At 50.5% G+C, this 15,869-nt stretch carries 26 protein-coding genes; all 26 read left to right on the top strand.

Features of this window, described 5'->3' with window-relative positions; translation table 11 throughout:
- The first annotated feature begins 57 nt into the window (after positions 1-57).
- The 26 genes from QSK07_RS17095 (at position 58) to QSK07_RS17220 (ending at position 15,864) form a co-directional block, all read left to right on the top strand.
- Positions 58-1,272: a tyrosine-type recombinase/integrase gene (locus QSK07_RS17095; protein WP_285720894.1), complete on the top strand. Its 1,215-nt coding sequence runs from the start codon at positions 58-60 to the stop codon at positions 1,270-1,272.
- A 144-nt stretch (positions 1,273-1,416) separates the two neighbouring features.
- Positions 1,417-1,782, top strand: a complete 366-nt coding sequence (locus QSK07_RS17100; protein ID WP_285720893.1) for a hypothetical protein — start codon at positions 1,417-1,419, stop codon at positions 1,780-1,782.
- A gap of 9 nt (positions 1,783-1,791) precedes the next feature.
- Positions 1,792-2,478 (top strand): hypothetical protein, encoded by a 687-nt coding sequence (locus QSK07_RS17105; RefSeq protein WP_239952731.1) that lies wholly within the window; start codon positions 1,792-1,794, stop codon positions 2,476-2,478.
- A 212-nt stretch (positions 2,479-2,690) separates the two neighbouring features.
- The gene (locus QSK07_RS17110; RefSeq protein WP_239952730.1) at positions 2,691-2,888 is read left to right on the top strand and encodes a helix-turn-helix transcriptional regulator; all 198 of its coding nucleotides are present in this window, start codon (positions 2,691-2,693) and stop codon (positions 2,886-2,888) included.
- Positions 2,888-3,301 carry a PM1773 family protein gene (locus tag QSK07_RS17115; protein WP_283342749.1) on the top strand — a complete coding sequence of 138 codons (414 nt, stop codon included), beginning with the start codon at positions 2,888-2,890 and terminating at the stop codon, positions 3,299-3,301. The genes QSK07_RS17110 and QSK07_RS17115 overlap by 1 nt, the downstream gene beginning before the upstream one ends.
- A gap of 13 nt (positions 3,302-3,314) precedes the next feature.
- The gene (locus tag QSK07_RS17120; protein ID WP_285720892.1) at positions 3,315-3,902 is read left to right on the top strand and encodes a BRO-N domain-containing protein; all 588 of its coding nucleotides are present in this window, start codon (positions 3,315-3,317) and stop codon (positions 3,900-3,902) included.
- Positions 3,902-4,081: a DUF4222 domain-containing protein gene (locus QSK07_RS17125; protein WP_285720891.1), complete on the top strand. Its 180-nt coding sequence runs from the start codon at positions 3,902-3,904 to the stop codon at positions 4,079-4,081. The genes QSK07_RS17120 and QSK07_RS17125 overlap by 1 nt, the downstream gene beginning before the upstream one ends.
- On the top strand, positions 4,078-4,785 hold the full coding sequence (locus QSK07_RS17130; RefSeq protein WP_285720890.1) for a host cell division inhibitor Icd-like protein: 708 nt from the start codon (positions 4,078-4,080) through the stop codon (positions 4,783-4,785). Before QSK07_RS17125 ends, QSK07_RS17130 begins: the two co-directional genes overlap by 4 nt.
- On the top strand, positions 4,778-4,987 hold the full coding sequence (locus QSK07_RS17135; protein ID WP_285720889.1) for a hypothetical protein: 210 nt from the start codon (positions 4,778-4,780) through the stop codon (positions 4,985-4,987). Before QSK07_RS17130 ends, QSK07_RS17135 begins: the two co-directional genes overlap by 8 nt.
- Positions 4,980-5,150, top strand: coding sequence for a hypothetical protein (locus tag QSK07_RS17140; RefSeq protein ID WP_276724950.1), 171 nt, complete (start codon positions 4,980-4,982; stop codon positions 5,148-5,150). The genes QSK07_RS17135 and QSK07_RS17140 overlap by 8 nt, the downstream gene beginning before the upstream one ends.
- A complete protein-coding gene (locus tag QSK07_RS17145) occupies positions 5,147-5,332 on the top strand; it encodes a hypothetical protein (RefSeq protein WP_285720888.1) in 186 nt (61 codons plus the stop codon). The genes QSK07_RS17140 and QSK07_RS17145 overlap by 4 nt, the downstream gene beginning before the upstream one ends.
- On the top strand, positions 5,329-5,559 hold the full coding sequence (locus QSK07_RS17150) for a hypothetical protein (RefSeq protein WP_285720887.1): 231 nt from the start codon (positions 5,329-5,331) through the stop codon (positions 5,557-5,559). The genes QSK07_RS17145 and QSK07_RS17150 overlap by 4 nt, the downstream gene beginning before the upstream one ends.
- Positions 5,556-6,167 (top strand): hypothetical protein, encoded by a 612-nt coding sequence (locus QSK07_RS17155; protein WP_285720886.1) that lies wholly within the window; start codon positions 5,556-5,558, stop codon positions 6,165-6,167. Before QSK07_RS17150 ends, QSK07_RS17155 begins: the two co-directional genes overlap by 4 nt.
- An 11-nt stretch (positions 6,168-6,178) precedes the next feature.
- On the top strand, positions 6,179-6,535 hold the full coding sequence (locus QSK07_RS17160) for a hypothetical protein (RefSeq protein WP_285720885.1): 357 nt from the start codon (positions 6,179-6,181) through the stop codon (positions 6,533-6,535).
- Positions 6,528-9,311 (top strand): TOPRIM and DUF927 domain-containing protein, encoded by a 2,784-nt coding sequence (locus QSK07_RS17165; RefSeq protein WP_285720884.1) that lies wholly within the window; start codon positions 6,528-6,530, stop codon positions 9,309-9,311. Before QSK07_RS17160 ends, QSK07_RS17165 begins: the two co-directional genes overlap by 8 nt.
- Before the next feature lie 173 nt (positions 9,312-9,484).
- Positions 9,485-9,754, top strand: coding sequence for a PerC family transcriptional regulator (locus tag QSK07_RS17170; protein ID WP_285720883.1), 270 nt, complete (start codon positions 9,485-9,487; stop codon positions 9,752-9,754).
- A 104-nt stretch (positions 9,755-9,858) separates the two neighbouring features.
- On the top strand, positions 9,859-10,215 hold the full coding sequence (locus QSK07_RS17175) for a hypothetical protein (RefSeq protein WP_285720882.1): 357 nt from the start codon (positions 9,859-9,861) through the stop codon (positions 10,213-10,215).
- 42 nt (positions 10,216-10,257) lie between these two features.
- The gene (locus QSK07_RS17180; protein WP_285720881.1) at positions 10,258-11,397 is read left to right on the top strand and encodes a hypothetical protein; all 1,140 of its coding nucleotides are present in this window, start codon (positions 10,258-10,260) and stop codon (positions 11,395-11,397) included.
- Positions 11,398-11,584: 187 nt separating this feature from the next.
- Entirely contained in the window at positions 11,585-11,758 is a 174-nt protein-coding gene (locus tag QSK07_RS17185; protein ID WP_285720880.1) for a hypothetical protein, read from the top strand.
- Positions 11,758-12,084 carry a hypothetical protein gene (locus QSK07_RS17190; protein WP_285720998.1) on the top strand — a complete coding sequence of 109 codons (327 nt, stop codon included), beginning with the start codon at positions 11,758-11,760 and terminating at the stop codon, positions 12,082-12,084. The genes QSK07_RS17185 and QSK07_RS17190 overlap by 1 nt, the downstream gene beginning before the upstream one ends.
- Before the next feature lie 9 nt (positions 12,085-12,093).
- Positions 12,094-14,457, top strand: a complete 2,364-nt coding sequence (locus QSK07_RS17195; protein WP_285720879.1) for a phage tail tape measure family protein — start codon at positions 12,094-12,096, stop codon at positions 14,455-14,457.
- Between the two features lie 91 nt (positions 14,458-14,548).
- Positions 14,549-14,707, top strand: a complete 159-nt coding sequence (locus QSK07_RS17200; protein ID WP_285720878.1) for a hypothetical protein — start codon at positions 14,549-14,551, stop codon at positions 14,705-14,707.
- Positions 14,708-14,789: 82 nt separating this feature from the next.
- Positions 14,790-15,224, top strand: a complete 435-nt coding sequence (locus QSK07_RS17205; protein WP_285720877.1) for a hypothetical protein — start codon at positions 14,790-14,792, stop codon at positions 15,222-15,224.
- Positions 15,221-15,439 (top strand): hypothetical protein, encoded by a 219-nt coding sequence (locus QSK07_RS17210; RefSeq protein WP_285720876.1) that lies wholly within the window; start codon positions 15,221-15,223, stop codon positions 15,437-15,439. The genes QSK07_RS17205 and QSK07_RS17210 overlap by 4 nt, the downstream gene beginning before the upstream one ends.
- Positions 15,432-15,650, top strand: coding sequence for a hypothetical protein (locus tag QSK07_RS17215; protein ID WP_285720875.1), 219 nt, complete (start codon positions 15,432-15,434; stop codon positions 15,648-15,650). The genes QSK07_RS17210 and QSK07_RS17215 overlap by 8 nt, the downstream gene beginning before the upstream one ends.
- Entirely contained in the window at positions 15,640-15,864 is a 225-nt protein-coding gene (locus QSK07_RS17220) for a hypothetical protein (RefSeq protein WP_285720874.1), read from the top strand. Before QSK07_RS17215 ends, QSK07_RS17220 begins: the two co-directional genes overlap by 11 nt.
- The last annotated feature ends 5 nt before the right edge of the window (positions 15,865-15,869 follow it).

The following is a 15,869-nucleotide window of genomic DNA, read 5'->3' on the forward strand; positions in this document are numbered from 1 at the left end:
CATGTGGGGGTACATTTGGGGGTAGATTCCTGTTCAATTAAATGAGATACCCCCAAATTGAAGCTCAATGCCCGCACAGTGGACACTTCCAAGGCCAGAGATAAAGCCTACAAGCTCTCTGACGGCGGCGGCTTGTACCTGCTGGTGAATACTAATGGCTCACGTTACTGGCGGTTAAAGTACCGCGTAGCCGGTAAAGAAAAGTTGCTGGCGCTGGGGGTATATCCTGACGTATCGCTGGCGGATGCCAGGGCAAAGCGTGACGAAGCAAAACGCACTTTGGCCGCTGGTGGTGATCCGGGCGAAGTTAAACAGACGGAAAAGCAGGCTAAGATTCTGGCGGTCAGTAACAGCTTTGAGGCACTGGCGATTGAATGGCATGAGCATAAGCGCCCCAACTGGTCACAGGGCTATGCCAGTGACATTCTGGAGTACCTGCAAAAAGATGTGTTCCCGTTTATCGGTAAACGGGCCATCGCAGAAATCAAAGCGGCAGAGATGCTGCTGGTGCTCAGAAAGATGGAGCAACGCGGCGTTCTGGATAAGCTGAAGAAAACTCGGCAGGCTTGCCGTCAGATTTTTACCTATGCCGTCATTACCGGCAGGGCAGAGCATAATCCTGTTACCGATCTCGCCGGCGCACTAAAAGCGCCAAAGCAAAAGCATTTCCCTCATCTTCTCACCGAACAGATTGGCGGCTTCCTTAGCGCACTTAGTGAATACACTGGCAGCAAGGTTACACAAAATGCCACCCGGCTGTTGATGCTTACTGGCACACGCACGATTGAATTACGCGCTGCTGAATGGGTTGAATTCGATTTAGAGAAAGGCATCTGGCAGATACCTGCAGAACGGATGAAAATGCGCCGCCCTCATGTAGTGCCGCTTTCCATCCAGGCTAAATCTCTCCTTGAAGAAATTCACCAGCTGACGGGAAGAGGGCGCTATGTGTTCCCCGGGCGCAACGATGCAGGAAAGACGATGAGCGAGGCGAGTATCAATCAGGTGATCAAACGTATCGGCTATGACGGTAAAGCTACCGGTCACGGCTTCCGGCACACGATGAGCACCATTCTGCATGAGCAGGGCTACAACAGTGCATGGATTGAAACGCAGCTGGCTCACGCAGATAAAAACAGTATCCGTGGAACGTACAACCACGCTCAATATCTGGACGGACGCAGAGAAATGCTTCAGTGGTATGCCGACTATATGGATGCGCTTGAGAAAGGTGAGAACGTGGTTCATGGCTCGTTTGGGAAACGTGCTTAACTGGATGAATAGACAGTGTTAGGTGAAGGTAGTAGACTTCAGTAGACGAACAAAGAATAGGCTATGTCTAGGCTGATCCCCGAAAACCCGTACACCTCTATGGGCTGGCATAGTCGCCAAAAAAAGAGGCACGCGAGGTGGCGTATGACAAATCCAATCATTGAGTTAAAAGCCAAAAAGCAGCAGTTCATTAGCATACGAGAGTTAATTATTAGAATCGAAAGTAAATTTCCTGATATGACTCGAGATCAAATTGCAAATTGGATAGTTATTAAATTGGATGAAGCTGAGCAATATGCTCCTCAGCTACTTATACAGGACTCCCGGGGTTTAACGAGAAGGCCGAGCCTTAGCGATCCGAGTTTCAACTCTTATGAGCTTCTTAATCAGGTAATGGTTAATCCTGATATGGATGAAGCGCCTTACGAAGGTTGGTCCCCATCAAGAACTAGCGAACTGGATTTGCAAAATAGTAGCGAATCTATTTTTGATGACAACATCCCATTTTGAGGGTGAAGAATGAATTCTTTCGACTTTGTGGGCTTCGATCGCTCTGAAATTGAGAAGCTTTTGGGTATTAACTTGCACGATAATTTAGATGAATATTCTTGGGCTCTAAAGAACACGCTTCCTAAGTGGATGGTCCCGTATTTATCTAGGGTTAATATCTCATTGGAACATGCGGCTTACTTTCTAGCAGATGAAAATCCAAATTTAGGCTTGAAAAGTGAAGCGCAGACAATAGTTAATTCATACAAAGACTCGCTATGGGATGCCGTGGATAGCGGTGAGCTAACTGCGAAAGATATAACACATTATGACAATTATGATCACGACCGCAGGGATTGTGTATTAATTCGAACTGAAGTTGAGTCTTGGGTAACAAAGCATAATTTTCATTGGCCTCTGCCTCTGGCACATAAAAAAACAGAAATAACACAGACATTAGAGACCAAATACCTTGATCAGTGGGGGGAGTTTCCAGGAAAGAACACCGCTCTCATGATGATTGCTGGCATGGCTTTAGCACTTGAGAAATCGAGTAAGTCCTTTAAGAATGGTGACAAGTTGAACAAGCTGGCAATAGCTCGTTCTGTGGCTCAAAACCTTGCAAGCCAGAATTATCAAGGAATAGTAGTGACCGATAAGCAAATGACAAATCTTATCAAAGAGGCTTTGGAAGTCATCCTCCCTGAAAGCGAGTAGTGTCCATTTCCAACCTAAAACTCGATGCGGGAACGATTTCTAAAGTCCCGCATTTGCAGACTTCTCATTTCCAAAACACTCAATAAAACCCTCATTAGTAGCTTGAACTTTCAAAAGAATAGTTCCATTTTTCTTTTGGTAATTTCCACAATTAGCAGCCCAACTTTGATGAAATGAATCTCGTAAACCGCAATAGACGTTACGAGGTAAATATGTCTCAATCACTAATTCGCTTATCAGAAGTTCAGCGCCGTACAGGCTATAGCAAGGCGTGGATTTATCGCCTGCTTAAAGAAAGTCGCTTTCCTCAATCTGTGAAAATTGGCTCACGCGCTATCGCTTTCGTCGAAAGTGAAGTTGATGACTGGATTAATCAGCGCATCGCCGAATCTCGTGGTGAGGTGGCTTAATGAAAAACCGCCCATTACAGGCGGCTAATCAGGGAGCTGACGCCTCTGATATTACGCCTGCCGCAGTTATTAAGCCAACACCAAAGAAACACCGCGCCCGCGTTTACATGATGCGCACCGGCGTTAATGGTTTCACTGAGAACGAGATCCTACGCTACTGCCGCTTGTCCAGCGCCCGTAACTACGCGACAGAACTCGAGAGAAGGCTCGATATTCGCCTGGAGCGCATCGACGAGCCTAACGGCGATGGTATTGGTAGCCACTTCCGTTACCGGATCACCTGCCGCGCTGACGTGATGCGAGTGATTCAACTGGTAAATAGTAATGCCGCTGCTGGTGGCTATGTCGGTCTGTCTCAGCGTGAGATTAACGACATTCTTTCCCTCTACCCGGATGCGTTCAACGCCGCTTAACGGAGCCTGACAAATGAAAACTGAAAAAAGCAGATTGAATTCTGAGGCCGCCCCTCAGCCTACCACCAGCATCAACGCTATTTTCGCCGCTGATGAAGATAATATTTCGGTTATTAAATTCGAGGGGAAGTCGGTGCGAATCGTCAGCATCTGCGGTGAGCCTTGGTTTATCGCCAAAGATATTTGTGAGGCGCTGGAAATTTCCGATCACAAAGTCGCGTTGCGTCGATTAGATCACGATGAGAAGGGGGAGTGTTTAACACCCACCCCCGGAGGCCAACAGCTTATGCGCACAGTTGGTGAATCTGGTTTCTACAAACTGATCGCCCGCAGCCGCAAGGCCACCACGCCCGGCACATTCGCCCACCGTTTCAGCAACTGGGTATTCCGCGAAGTTATCCCATCAATCCGCAAAACCGGCTCATACGGTGTGCCGTTCGCTTTCCTGAACGATCACAGTAAGCGCCAGGCTGTTTATGACAAGAAAGCCAGCAAGCGCGGTAAAGACCTACAGGCGTGTAAAGGCGAGAAAGCCAGCCTTGCTGCTGAGGAAGCCGCTCTCTGGTTGAAGTATCAGCCCCAGTTGCCGGAGGTTCACTAATGACTAAACCCACCAGCAATCCAACCCCAAACGCTCGCTATCAGGACGCCAGCGGCGCGCTGGTCACGGTACACAGCGTGCAATTCAATCGCGTGATGTTCTATCGAGATGGCTATTCATCGCCCTGCACACAGCCGGCAGAGCTTTTTATGCGTGATTTCACGGAGGTGAAACCATGATGGCCGTCCAGAATGAGGGCTTTCCGCTGGCTGGCCTGTTAGCGAATGTTAGTCCTGAGAACCTCACAAAACCTGACATCCACTCAGCCAAAAGTTTGGCTTTGTGCCTGACAGCGGCTAATGCCATGATGCGTAAGGCGGTGTCTTACGCTGGTGGTGCAGGTTCTCACAAACAGCTAAAAAACCGCTTGCCCTCTCCGCAAACTTCGGACTATCCTCACCTTGCACTGGCAAAATCCAGTGCCGGGATTGGCGTCCTGGTAATGTTGTCGGCGACAAATGACGCGCCTAGCGTCTTTTTTTATGTCGTAGATCTGACTCACCCTTTTTTCAGCGATATGGTTATAATCCGTGTCGCTCACGAAGTTATGGTGGGCTGGATGGGGGCGGAGCAATCCGCGCCGGTTTCCGATAACGCCGGTTACGCCAACCCTGTTCAGTCCACCACCAGTGAAATTGGCGTTTCCGGTGGTGGTATCAAATACCAGTTATCGGAGGCTGCCATCATGGCTACTACCCTCACCCAAGCCACACCCAAATTTCAGTTTCGCTTTCTGGCACTGTCACGCGCTGACATGCTGGCTAAACCTTGCCGCGTCTCAGTTGAAGCTATCAGCGAGAAGGAAGCACGCCGCGTTCTAGCACCCCATTTCATCCTGTCATTAGCTGCTCGCCTGCCGGTTCAGGAGGTGGCTCATGTTTAAGCCCGTTTATGACATCACCCTCAAGCAAGCCGCCGAGCGCGCGCATCAAGCAGAAATTATCTCCCGCTTAATCGAACTCAGTTCTGACGAGATCGGAGAAGGTGATTTAACGGCTATTTCAGCACTGCTTCGCCGCCTTACAGGCGATGTAACAGCGTTTCTGGTTGAGATGGTTGCTGAACAGGAGAGCCGCAATGCGTAGCCAAATCGAACTCATCGACACCATGAACAAGATTGAAAGCCTGGTGATCGCCGCTCAGTTTCTCACTTCAAACGATGACGAGCGCAAAGTTCAGAGCGAATTGCTCAGCGTCATTGAAGCTGTAGCACGTCAATCTCAGGAAGTTCGGGAGGTGCTGGCATGAAATCCAACCAGATCGAATTAAGCGACGTGATGTGCCGCATTCAGCAAGCCCAGGTGGTTCTTACTGTCTGGCTTGAAACCATGACAACAGACGATGGCCGAGTGCCTGACATGGTGGATTCAGTGCTGACCATTCTCAATGGGTTGCCAGACGCGATCGCCCAACAGATGGAGGAGAAATGATGGCTATTTCATTCGCTGAAATTGACTCACAGGCCGCCAATCTGAAGAAGGCGCGTGCGGTATTGTCAATCCTACTTGAAACAATGCCAGGCACTGACGTTAACGAGGATTACACCTGGCTCATCAACCTCGCACACGGCACCGTTCACGACACTATTGAGGCACTGGAGGCGGCAGTAGATGCCGAGCTGAAATCACGCGGTAAGGGAGCTAAGGCAGCAGCATGAAGAAAATCCTTAACTTCCCAAAAATGCCGGTGAAATCCGGCTCTTTCTCAGCAGAGGCCACCCCTGGTGGGGTGCGCTTTGGCAATAAGATGATTGGTTACTCAGCGGTCATTCGCCAGCTGGATGATGGGCGCTTTGATAAACCACTCTCAGAAGGGTTTGGCGTGATTGCTGAGTTGTCACTAGCTGAGATTAACGGCTGGTTCAAACCCAGCGCAGAGCAGCAGGTTAACGTCTGGCGCTGGCTGGTCGCAGGCGTGTTTATCGTCGAGCAGATGAAGGCCAATGGCACAGTCGAGGTGGATCAGGGTGACGGCACAACGGCTCATGCGGTGCGTTACGTGGGTGAGCAAGGCGGCATCGTCGTTTATCCGGCAACCGAGCGATTCTCGCTGGCGAGAAATATTGAGGAACTGGCGTTTGAGCAGTTCACCCATGACAACCCTCATCAGAAAGCCCTGATGATTTACCAGTCCATGCTGGAAGCATCCCCGGACGGTGGCATGACGCTATCCAAATGGGGGCGTGAGGGTATGACCATGCTCCACGATGGATTTATTGAAATGCTGAATACCGAAGGTATGCCAGCCGCACCGACAGCGCACTGAGGGAGATAGCCATGACAATTATCACTAAAAACTTCCGACTGAACGCGCTGGCGAACCAATATTCAGCGGCAATTTATAACCGCGTCAGGCAGAAGAATGATGGCGACTGGTTCCCGATGGAAATTAAAGGCCAGCGGATTGAGGTTGCCATTGTCGACGGTTCAGCCGGTATCAGGATGCTGGTGGACAGCTATCTGCTGGAGCCGATGAAGCAGGAATATCCGCACTGGGAGGCACTGGCGAGCAATCTGCTGACCCTCTGCACAGACGGCAGCAGCCTCACTGAGCGCGGAGAAAGCATCTGGCAGAGCATGATCAATGACATGAGCGCCTCTCTTTCTAAAGGGGAGGTGAGTTTCCATGCGTAATTACGACCTTATCCGGGAGACAACAACCGCCGCGGCTAACCGATGGCCGATGGTGCTGAGCCAGCTGGGGATTGATGTGCCCCGTTCACCACGCAAGCACGCACCATGCCCCGCATGTGGCGGTAAAGATCGCTTTCGCTTCGATGATAAAGGGCGCGGTAACTTCTTCTGCAATCAGTGCGGCGCGGGTGATGGTTTAGACCTGATTCAGAAGGTTAATCAGTGCGGTACCACTGAGGCCGCCCGAATGGCGGCTGATGTGCTGGGTATTGATTACCGGGTGACGGAAATTGACCAGAAAGCAGCCAGCCAGAGAAGGCAGCAACTGGACGAGCAGCGCCACCAGCATGAGCAGGAGCGCCAGCAGAAGGAAGCCGCCGAGGCAGAGCAGCGCCGCGAAAGTTTTGTGAGCCACTATCAGAGGCTCGCAGCACAGACCACGCAGCGCGAAAGCGAATATCTGATTGCCAGAGGGCTAAACGGTTTCACTCTGCCTTGCTTGTCCGATGGAGCAATTTTGCTGCCGCTGGTGGACGAATCCGGTGGTGTGGCCGCAGCACAGACCATCACGCAGCAGGGGGAAAAGAAAGTGCTCTATGGCTCAGCCAAGCGCGGAGCGTGGCGCATCGTTAACCAGCCGCAGGAAGTGAAGGAAATCATCATTGGTGAAGGCTTGGCAACAACCCTCACCGCTCACCTGATACGGCCTTATGCGCTGGCAGTGGTGGCGCTCGATGCCGGTAATCTTCCGACAGTCGCGGAGACTATGCGCCGCCTGTATCCGAACGCCGCAATCATCATTTCCGGTGATAACGATTGGCATGAGCCTGGCGAACTCGATGACAACGGCAAGCCGAAGGTAAACGGCGGAAAGATATACGCTGACAAAGCCGCTGAAGCCGTTAACGGAACCGTTTCATTACCTCCCACACACTACAAGGCCGACTGGGATGATTACCGTCAGCAGAATGGGCTGGAGGCAGCCACAGCAGCATTTAACGATTCACTGTACCAACCGCAAGGGGAAAGCATGGGTGCTCAGTTGGAAGTCATTGAGGGAGGTAAAACAGCAGCATCCGATCCCGATGTACTCAAGCCACGAATTGAAAGCCGTCAGGATGGCGTTTACTGGGTTGAGCCAAACACCGATAAGCAGACCGGTGAAATCATCAACCGTGAAAGCTGGCTGTGTTCGCCCCTGCAGGTTATCGGCACCGGCCGCGACGATAAAGACCAGTTTCTGATCCTACGCTGGCAGGCATGGGGTTCAGATAGCGAGACCACGCAGGCGATCCCGTTGGCCGACATTGGCGAGCGTGAAGGATGGCGAACGCTCAAAGCTGGTGGCGTGAACGTCACAACCAAAAGCGGCCTGAGAGCGATTCTGGCCGACTGGTTACAGCGGAACGGCTCACGAGAGGTATGGCGAGTGGCACACGCTACAGGGTGGCAGTGCGGCGCATACATCATGCCTGACGGGGAAATCATCGGTACTCCTGATAAGCCGGTACTGTTCAACGGTCGCAGTTCTGCCGCTGCTGGTTACACCTGCCGGGGAAGTGCTGACAGCTGGCGTCTAAATGTTGGGGCTCTGGCTGCCGGTAACTATTCCATGATGACGGGCGTTGCTGCCGCGCTGGCTGCTCCGTTAATCGGCCTTGCTGGTGCTGATGGCTTCGGCATTCACTTCTACGAGCAATCGAGCGCCGGTAAAACTACCACCGCCAATGTGGCCAGCAGCCTCTATGGTAATCCTGACCAGCTGCGCCTGACGTGGTACGGTACCGCGTTAGGCCTGGCGAACGAAGCTGCCGCTCATAATGATGCGCTGATGCCACTGGATGAGGTGGGACAAGGCGCTGATCCGGTTAGCGTCTCACAGTCAGCCTATGCGCTCTTTAACGGCGTGGGGAAACTGCAGGGAGCCAAAGAAGGCGGTAACCGTGACCTGAAGCGCTGGCGCACGGTGGCGATCAGCACCGGCGAGATGGATTTAGAAACCTTCATCGCTATGGCGGGAAGAAAGGCCAAAGCCGGTCAGCTGGTAAGGCTGTTAAATATCCCACTGAGTAAGGCTGTGCGCTTCCACCAGCACGCGAACGGCAAGCAGCATTCCGACGCCCTCAAGGATGCGTATCAGAATCATCACGGCGCAGCGGGGCGTGAGTGGATTACATGGTTAGCCAGTAACCAGCAGCAGGCCGCAGAGGCTGTAAGAGAGGCGGAGGCACGCTGGCGCGGGTTGATACCGGCAGAATATGGCGAGCAGGTTCACCGCGTGGGCGCTCGCTTTGCCATCCTTGAGGCTGCGCTCCTGCTAGGTCGGGTGATCACCGGCTGGGATGAGCAAGCATGTCGTGATGCCGTTCAGCACAGCTATAACGCATGGGTGCGCGAGTTCGGCACTGGCAACAAAGAACATCAGCAGATCATCGCCCAATGCGAAGCGTTCCTCAATGCTAATGGCTATAGCCGGTTTGCGCCATTCCCTTACGACCCTCAGTCTCTGCCTATTCGTGAAATGGCGGGCTTTCGTGCCAGCGGTAACCATGAAGATGATCCCATCGTCTTCTACACCTTTCCTGCAACGTTTGAGCAGGAGATCGCCAGCGGTTTCAACCCGAAGCAGTTCGCCCGGGTTCTGGTGGAGAGCGGAATGATGACACCACCAGCCAGCGGCAGAGGTTTTCAGCGTAAGTCGCCGAGGATTAATAAGCGTCAATATAACGTCTATGTGATTCAGTACCGGCCAGACGATGAAGCAAAGGAAGAGTAAGCCTCACATGTGAGGATTTTAGTGTTGGTTCAGTTAGTTCAGTTGGTTCAATTCTTTATCAGTCATGATTTATAAGGAAATTATTTTGATTATTGAACCAACACTGAACCAACAAATGGCTGTTTTGAACCAACAAACTCATAGAAACCAGATGTCAATTCAGGGCGGCACACATGGTAAGTGACAAAAAAGCAGAAGAGCTTAAGGCGAAAGGCCTGTACAGAAGAGCAGCCTCTCGCTGGCTGGAGGTGTTCGACAATTGCGACTCAGAAGCCGGGCGTGAGTGGATCAGATCCCGGCGCAATCAGTGTCTGGCGAAGCGTGTTCGCGCTGCTGCGCTTATTGACACCTTTGGCGACGTGACCAAAGCCGCAGGTGACACACAGCGCAGGATGGGATTAGCCAGACCGGGCGGAGAGGCGTTCAGACTGAAAACGAAGTGAGTTATCCGGCGTGCTAGGCCGGGTAATAAAGGCTGTATCAACAATTGCAATGTTAATAATTATTGATAGGATGTTTCCGATTGCAATCAATGGAAATATTAATAATGAAAAAGGTTTTGGCATTGGCGCTTGGGGCGCTGTTACTTTCAGGATGTACTGTGCGTGTTGCTGATATGACTGTAGCAAGTACCAAAAATTACAATCTGAACGCAGCTAAGTTTGAGAAAGGTGCTCGCGTAACCGGCGAAGACAAAGCGCCAATAGTAATTTTCCCTTTAGGTATTCCGAACGTTAAAACGGCTATGGATCACGCTATTGAGAAAGATAAGTGTGCGGTAGGCCTGAGTGACGTGGTTATCTACCAGCTAAATCACGCTTTCCTCTTCGGCACCTACGGGTTCCGTGTAGAGGGAACCCAAATCATCGATAAATCACAGTTGGGATGTGAAAACCACATCTGATCCTAAGCCACCCTCGGGTGGCTTTTTCTATGGGGTAAGGAAATGAAAAAGTCTATTCTGGCATGTCTAATATCTGTGTTCATTTTGACAGGATGTGGCCCAAAAGAGCTCTCTCCTGAAGAGAAACAAAAGGTAGAGCAACTCAAGGTAGAATTGTCGCAAACAGAAAGTGAGATTTCTTCTGCCAATGCCACCAATCAAAACTACTCTGGCGGACTGATCAAGACTTTAATCAGCGCCAGAGTAGAAATTCTCAAAACAAACCAAGCGCTAATTAAGCAGCGGATTGATGCTATTGAATCAGGCGCAAAAATAACGATGGATGTGCCAGGGGCAAAACCTGATGAGGTAACGGCTGAGTCAGTTAAGACCGAAATAGATGCGTTAAATGCTCAGATTTCTAAGGCTAAAGCAGAAGCGAACCAATATAGCGGTGGCTTGGTTCTTGCGATGAAATTGGCAGCAATCGCAACTCAAGAGCAAACCATGGCAATGCTCCAGCAGCGCTACCTTTCAGCCAAGTATGGACTTGCTAACTCTTTACCAGCGGACGTGAAGCAGGCAACCGTTTCGGAAGCAAACCAAATCCGGAAACCAACACAAGCCAGTAACACTCAGCCATTACTACCACCCGGTGAGGGGCCGTTTGGTTTAGAGTCAGGTTTAAGCAAAAAGAATATTGAAGACATGACCGGTGAAGAGCTTAAGCCTTATGAGGGCGTGCCAAATCTCTATACGATAAAATATCCACCGAAAAAGAACGCTGAATTTGAGGGTTTTGGTCTACTCATTTCTCCAAAGTCTGGCCTATGTCAGATCAGGGCGTTGGGTAAAAACGTTGATACAGACAGCTATGGAATTGCGCTCCAATCAAAATACAAAGAGCTCTTGGATTCCCTATCTTCAATTTATGGCAAACCTAAAAGCACTGACCTTTTACTTTCTGGCTCAATTTGGAAAGAACCTCAAGACTGGATGATGGCGCTGAACAAAAAGGAGCGTTTCCTCTCAGCTCAGTGGGCAGGATCGCCCGCTACCCCTCTTAAAAACAAGCTTGTATTGGTATCTATGGAAGCAAGAGCCAATGGTTCTGGTGAGGGATATGTTTACCTTCAGTATGACTTCGACAACATAGATGCATGCAATGCGGAGATTGAAGACGCTAAAAAAAGCTCGTTATAACTTTCTTCTCGATATTGATACGTCAACGCTTATAAAATTTTGTAACCACACCTCGCTCCGGCGAGGTTTTTTTTGAGCAAAATATTCGATCAAAACGATCAAATCATCATTTCATAAATCGGCATATTAATATTAACCGTTTCACTTTTAGCAATTATAATCACTGTATGTATATCAGGGGGTGGTTATGATTAAGAAAAGAGTATCGCCGGTGCTTCTCAGCCTTGAACAGGTTGAGGCACTCCAAAAAATCCAGCAGCAGGAACGCGCCAAATCACCATTAGGCGTCGCACCAACCATTCATGTTATTGCTCGCGGCCTAATGGACAAAGCGATCGCTCAGTTTGCGGAGGGGGCGTGATGGAGCAACTACAGCGCTTAGCTGAAGCTATCGCAGACACATACATTCGTGATCGCATTCGTGAGCACGGAAACAATATATTCACTCATGAAGGTAATACCGGGGATATTAGCCGTGATCTGCTTTCTTCTGGTCTGGTGGATAACTGTATATATGCCGCCAAAAGTAATGGAAAGATTGATTACGAGCGTGAAGCCTATTCAATGCTGATGGCAATGATTTCTTTGGACGGCCGGGAATATCAGGTAACAGACCATGGCATAACCCTCATTGACAACATGCACCGAATCGCGCTCAGAAAGGCCGCGGCTCTCGTCAAACATTGAGGACATGCAATGGCCGAATCATACAACGCTGGTGGAATTTATTACGAAGTCAGTATCGATGTTGACCAAGCGCTAAAAGCTAATGATGTAATGCAAAAGGAGCTCAAAGCATTGGGGACGCAGGCTAAGGGAGCTGCTGGCGGAATCAATACTCTCGAAACCCAGATAAAATCTTCAGCGATCGCTGTAAACCAAGCAACAAAAGCAGGTGGCAGCTTCAGGAGCCAATTCCAGCAGGCTGGTTATCAGATCCAAGACTTCATAGTTCAGATTCAGGGCGGACAGTCAGCCTTAGTTGCGTTTAGCCAGCAGGGTTCACAATTGGCAGGTGCTTTTGGGCCTGGTGGCGCAATGGTAGGCGCATTGATAGCTCTGGGATCTGTACTTACCGGTGTACTAATGACCGCATTAGATAGCACCGGTAATGAAATGGATAAACTTGGTAAGGCAGCAGAGACGCTGAACAAAATTGTTGTGATTAACAGTCAAGGTGTCGCGGCTTTGTCTAATGATTATGCGAGGCTGGCAGTTACAAATGCCGCTTTGGCCACCCAACTAAGAGACGCGGCTGTCGCAAAATATGCTGCCGAAATTGAAAATGCCAGAAAGTCCATTAGTAACATAGCTGCTGAACAAACATCATGGTGGCGAAGCCTAAGCGGTGGGGTTGCAAGCGTTAATGCTGCTGGAAACGCACTTGATACCCTGAACATTTCAACAAACGATTTCACAAAAGCAGTTCAATTGGCCCAAAGTGCAGGCCCCGCTTTCAGATCTTCAGCACAAACGATTTATTCAAGCGTTGGGATGATTGCGGACAAATTCGACATTTCAAGCCAATCTGCATTTGAATTGGTCAAGCAACTTAATGACTTGTCAAAAAACCCGACACCAGAAAATGTTACGACTCTTTCTAAGGCATTGTCATCAATGTCTAGTTCTACAGACTCTGGCAGGGTGGCGCTCGCCAATTTCCGCGATGAAATAACGAGAGCAGGGGCTTCAGTTGCTGAGGCTGAACAAAGAATTAAAGACATGGAGGCGTCACTTCACAGCCTTCAGACGGAAGCACAACAAGCTAATTACAGCAGTATTAGTAAGCAACTTGAACAGCAGAGAATCCTACTTACGCAAGGTAAAACTGCCGCCCAATTATATGGCCTAAGCCAGCAGGATCTGACCAAAGAGCAGAAAGATGCTTTGGCAGTAATGATTAAAAATAATGCTGCCATTGAAGATGAGCAGGACAAGAAGAAACAAGCAGACCAACAAAATAAGCGAGTCGCGTCATCACAGGAGAGCGTAAACCAGAAATTGGAGGCGCTTCGTCAAAAATCAGAAGTGTCAGCAACCACTACAGGTGAGCTGTCGCGTGAGATGGCAATTCTCACGGCTAAACAGTCATTAGGGAAGTCGGCCACCACTGAGCAAATTCGATTGGCGGGAGAGTACGCCGCAAAAATATGGGATAACGCCAACGCTCTCAAAGCACAGGCAGCTGCAGAAAAATTAAAAGCAGAAACTGAGCAGGCTGGACGCTTCTCCGATCAGCAAAAAGCCGCTGCTGATGTTGCTGTAAACCCCTATACCGGCGAAGCAACAAACCCAGCGGCACAGGTCGAGCTGGAGCAGAAGCAGAAACTCGCCGCCGTGGCGAAGTATGAGGCAATGGGTGCCATGACTGAGCAACAGGCTCAGGACACTCGTACAGCTATTGTGAAGCAGGGTGCTTACGCCCGGATGCAAATCGTAAAAGACGAGGCGCAGAAGCAAATAGACAGCATGAGCATGATGCTGGGCGGATTCCAGTCCGGGTTTGAAGGATTAGCAAATATTGTAGCTAGAGGTGCCGGTGAGAGCTCATCGGCGTACAAGGCTCTTTTCGCTGTAAGCAAAGGATTCGCAATTGCTCAGGCCGGGTTAAACCTTCAGCTCGCCATATCTAACGCCATGGCATCAGGACCATTCCCTTGGAACCTTGCCAATATGGCTCAAGTTGCTGCTGCTGGTGGACAGGTCATATCAGCGATTGGCGGCGCATCTTATGGCGGCGCGCGTGAACACGGCGGCCCGGTCCAGGCAAACTCGATGTATCGCGTGGGCGAAGGTGGCAAGCCTGAAATCTTCAAGGCCAGTAATGGCAGCCAGTACATGATTCCGGGCGATAACGGCTCGGTGATTAGTAATAAGGATATTGGAGCATCTGGAGGCAATAGCCCGGGCATTCAGCAAACCAACTATTTCACCATTCAATCCAGTACCGGTGATCCACAGGAAATAGCTAACCAGATGGCAAAAATCGCTTATGAGCAATCACTGCGCGCCATCCGAGATGAGCAGAGACCGGGTGGATCACTTCCCAAAAAACGATAGACCTATGCCGCTCCGAGTTATTCCCATGGGCGGCAGTACTTACTAACCAACTGCGACTTTAGGCAGATTCAAAATAAATCAGGAGATACAGATGAACTTAGAACAGAAATTAGCAGCTTTAGAGGCCGAATTAGCTCAAATCAAGGCACAACAGGTAGCGCCAGAAGAACTGGCAAAGCAGATGCGTGAAGTGGCTAACGAGACCATTAAGGACGCTCAGCGCCCGGGTGGAGTGCTCCACAAACGCTAATCGAGACGGTCGCAGGGACGCGATCATGTTGAGTTTGGTCAAGGTGAAACGGGTATGAGAAATAGCGAAAGGTGGCAGACAGATGCCTGACAGCACGAAAGAACAGGCCAGCCGTGACAAAGGCGGCAAATGGAAGAAAGGCGCATCGGGTAATCCCGGTGGCCGCAGCAGCAAAGCAGCTGAACTGAGGCGTGTGCTGGAAGGTGGCGCTGATAATGCTGTGAAAACCATCATGGACGCGGCTAAAGAAGGAGACATGGCAGCATGCCGGCTCATTCTGGACAGAGTAGTGCCGCCGAATAAGCCGGTTTACCAGCCTGTTTCTTTTGAACTGGACGACAGCGACTTACCTGCAGCAGCCCATTCTGTGATTAAGGCGATTGCCGCAGGCGAACTACCCGCCGACCAGGGGAAGATAATTCTGGATGGCCTGGCGAACATGGCGAAGATTATCGAAATTACAGAACTGGCTGAGCGCGTTGCTGAGCTGGAGAAGGCACAGGAGAGCGGACAATGAGCCTGTTAAGACGAATTGAAGCACTGGAGGCCACAAGCGGCGCTCAGACCACCAGCAGTGGCCCCAATGAAATCTGGCTCATCGGTGTCAGCCCTGATGGCTCCCAAGAGTGTGGCGGCGGCTGGGTGAAGGATAAAGGGCTTTTCCGCACCGCCACGGCTGAAGAAGCGCAGCGCCATAATCAGTTTGTACTGCAGGGTGATCATCATGGCTAGCCTACTGGCACGACTGAACCGGCTGGAAAAGGCCATGACGCCGAAAGATGGTGATGTACTGGTGATTTCAACCCTGATGGATGAGCTAGCCGGCAATGCCCCAGCGGGTGCGTATCAGAAGGCCATAGAGCGCCTCTCAGTGCGTGGTCATAACTTCCCGCAGTCATCAGAACTGAGAGCGTTGCTGGTGGGAGGTAACGATGAGCATTAAATCCCGCCTAGCTGCGCTGGAGAAGATAGCGAGAGATAAAGGCTGCAAATCCATTGATGGCCCACAGCCACCCGCCAGAGCGGATTACATGCGAGAGAATGGCGCGTTTGACCATGATGGTTACAGAGCAGCCGCAGACCGCTGGAGCATCGAAGTATTTGGTAAGCCGTTGGCGCTGGTGGCCGAAGAGATAGCAGAAGCTGAGGATTTCTAACTGAT

The sequence above is a fragment of the Pantoea sp. QMID4 genome (genome assembly GCF_030270445.1).
Taxonomy (GTDB): domain Bacteria; phylum Pseudomonadota; class Gammaproteobacteria; order Enterobacterales; family Enterobacteriaceae; genus Pantoea; species Pantoea vagans.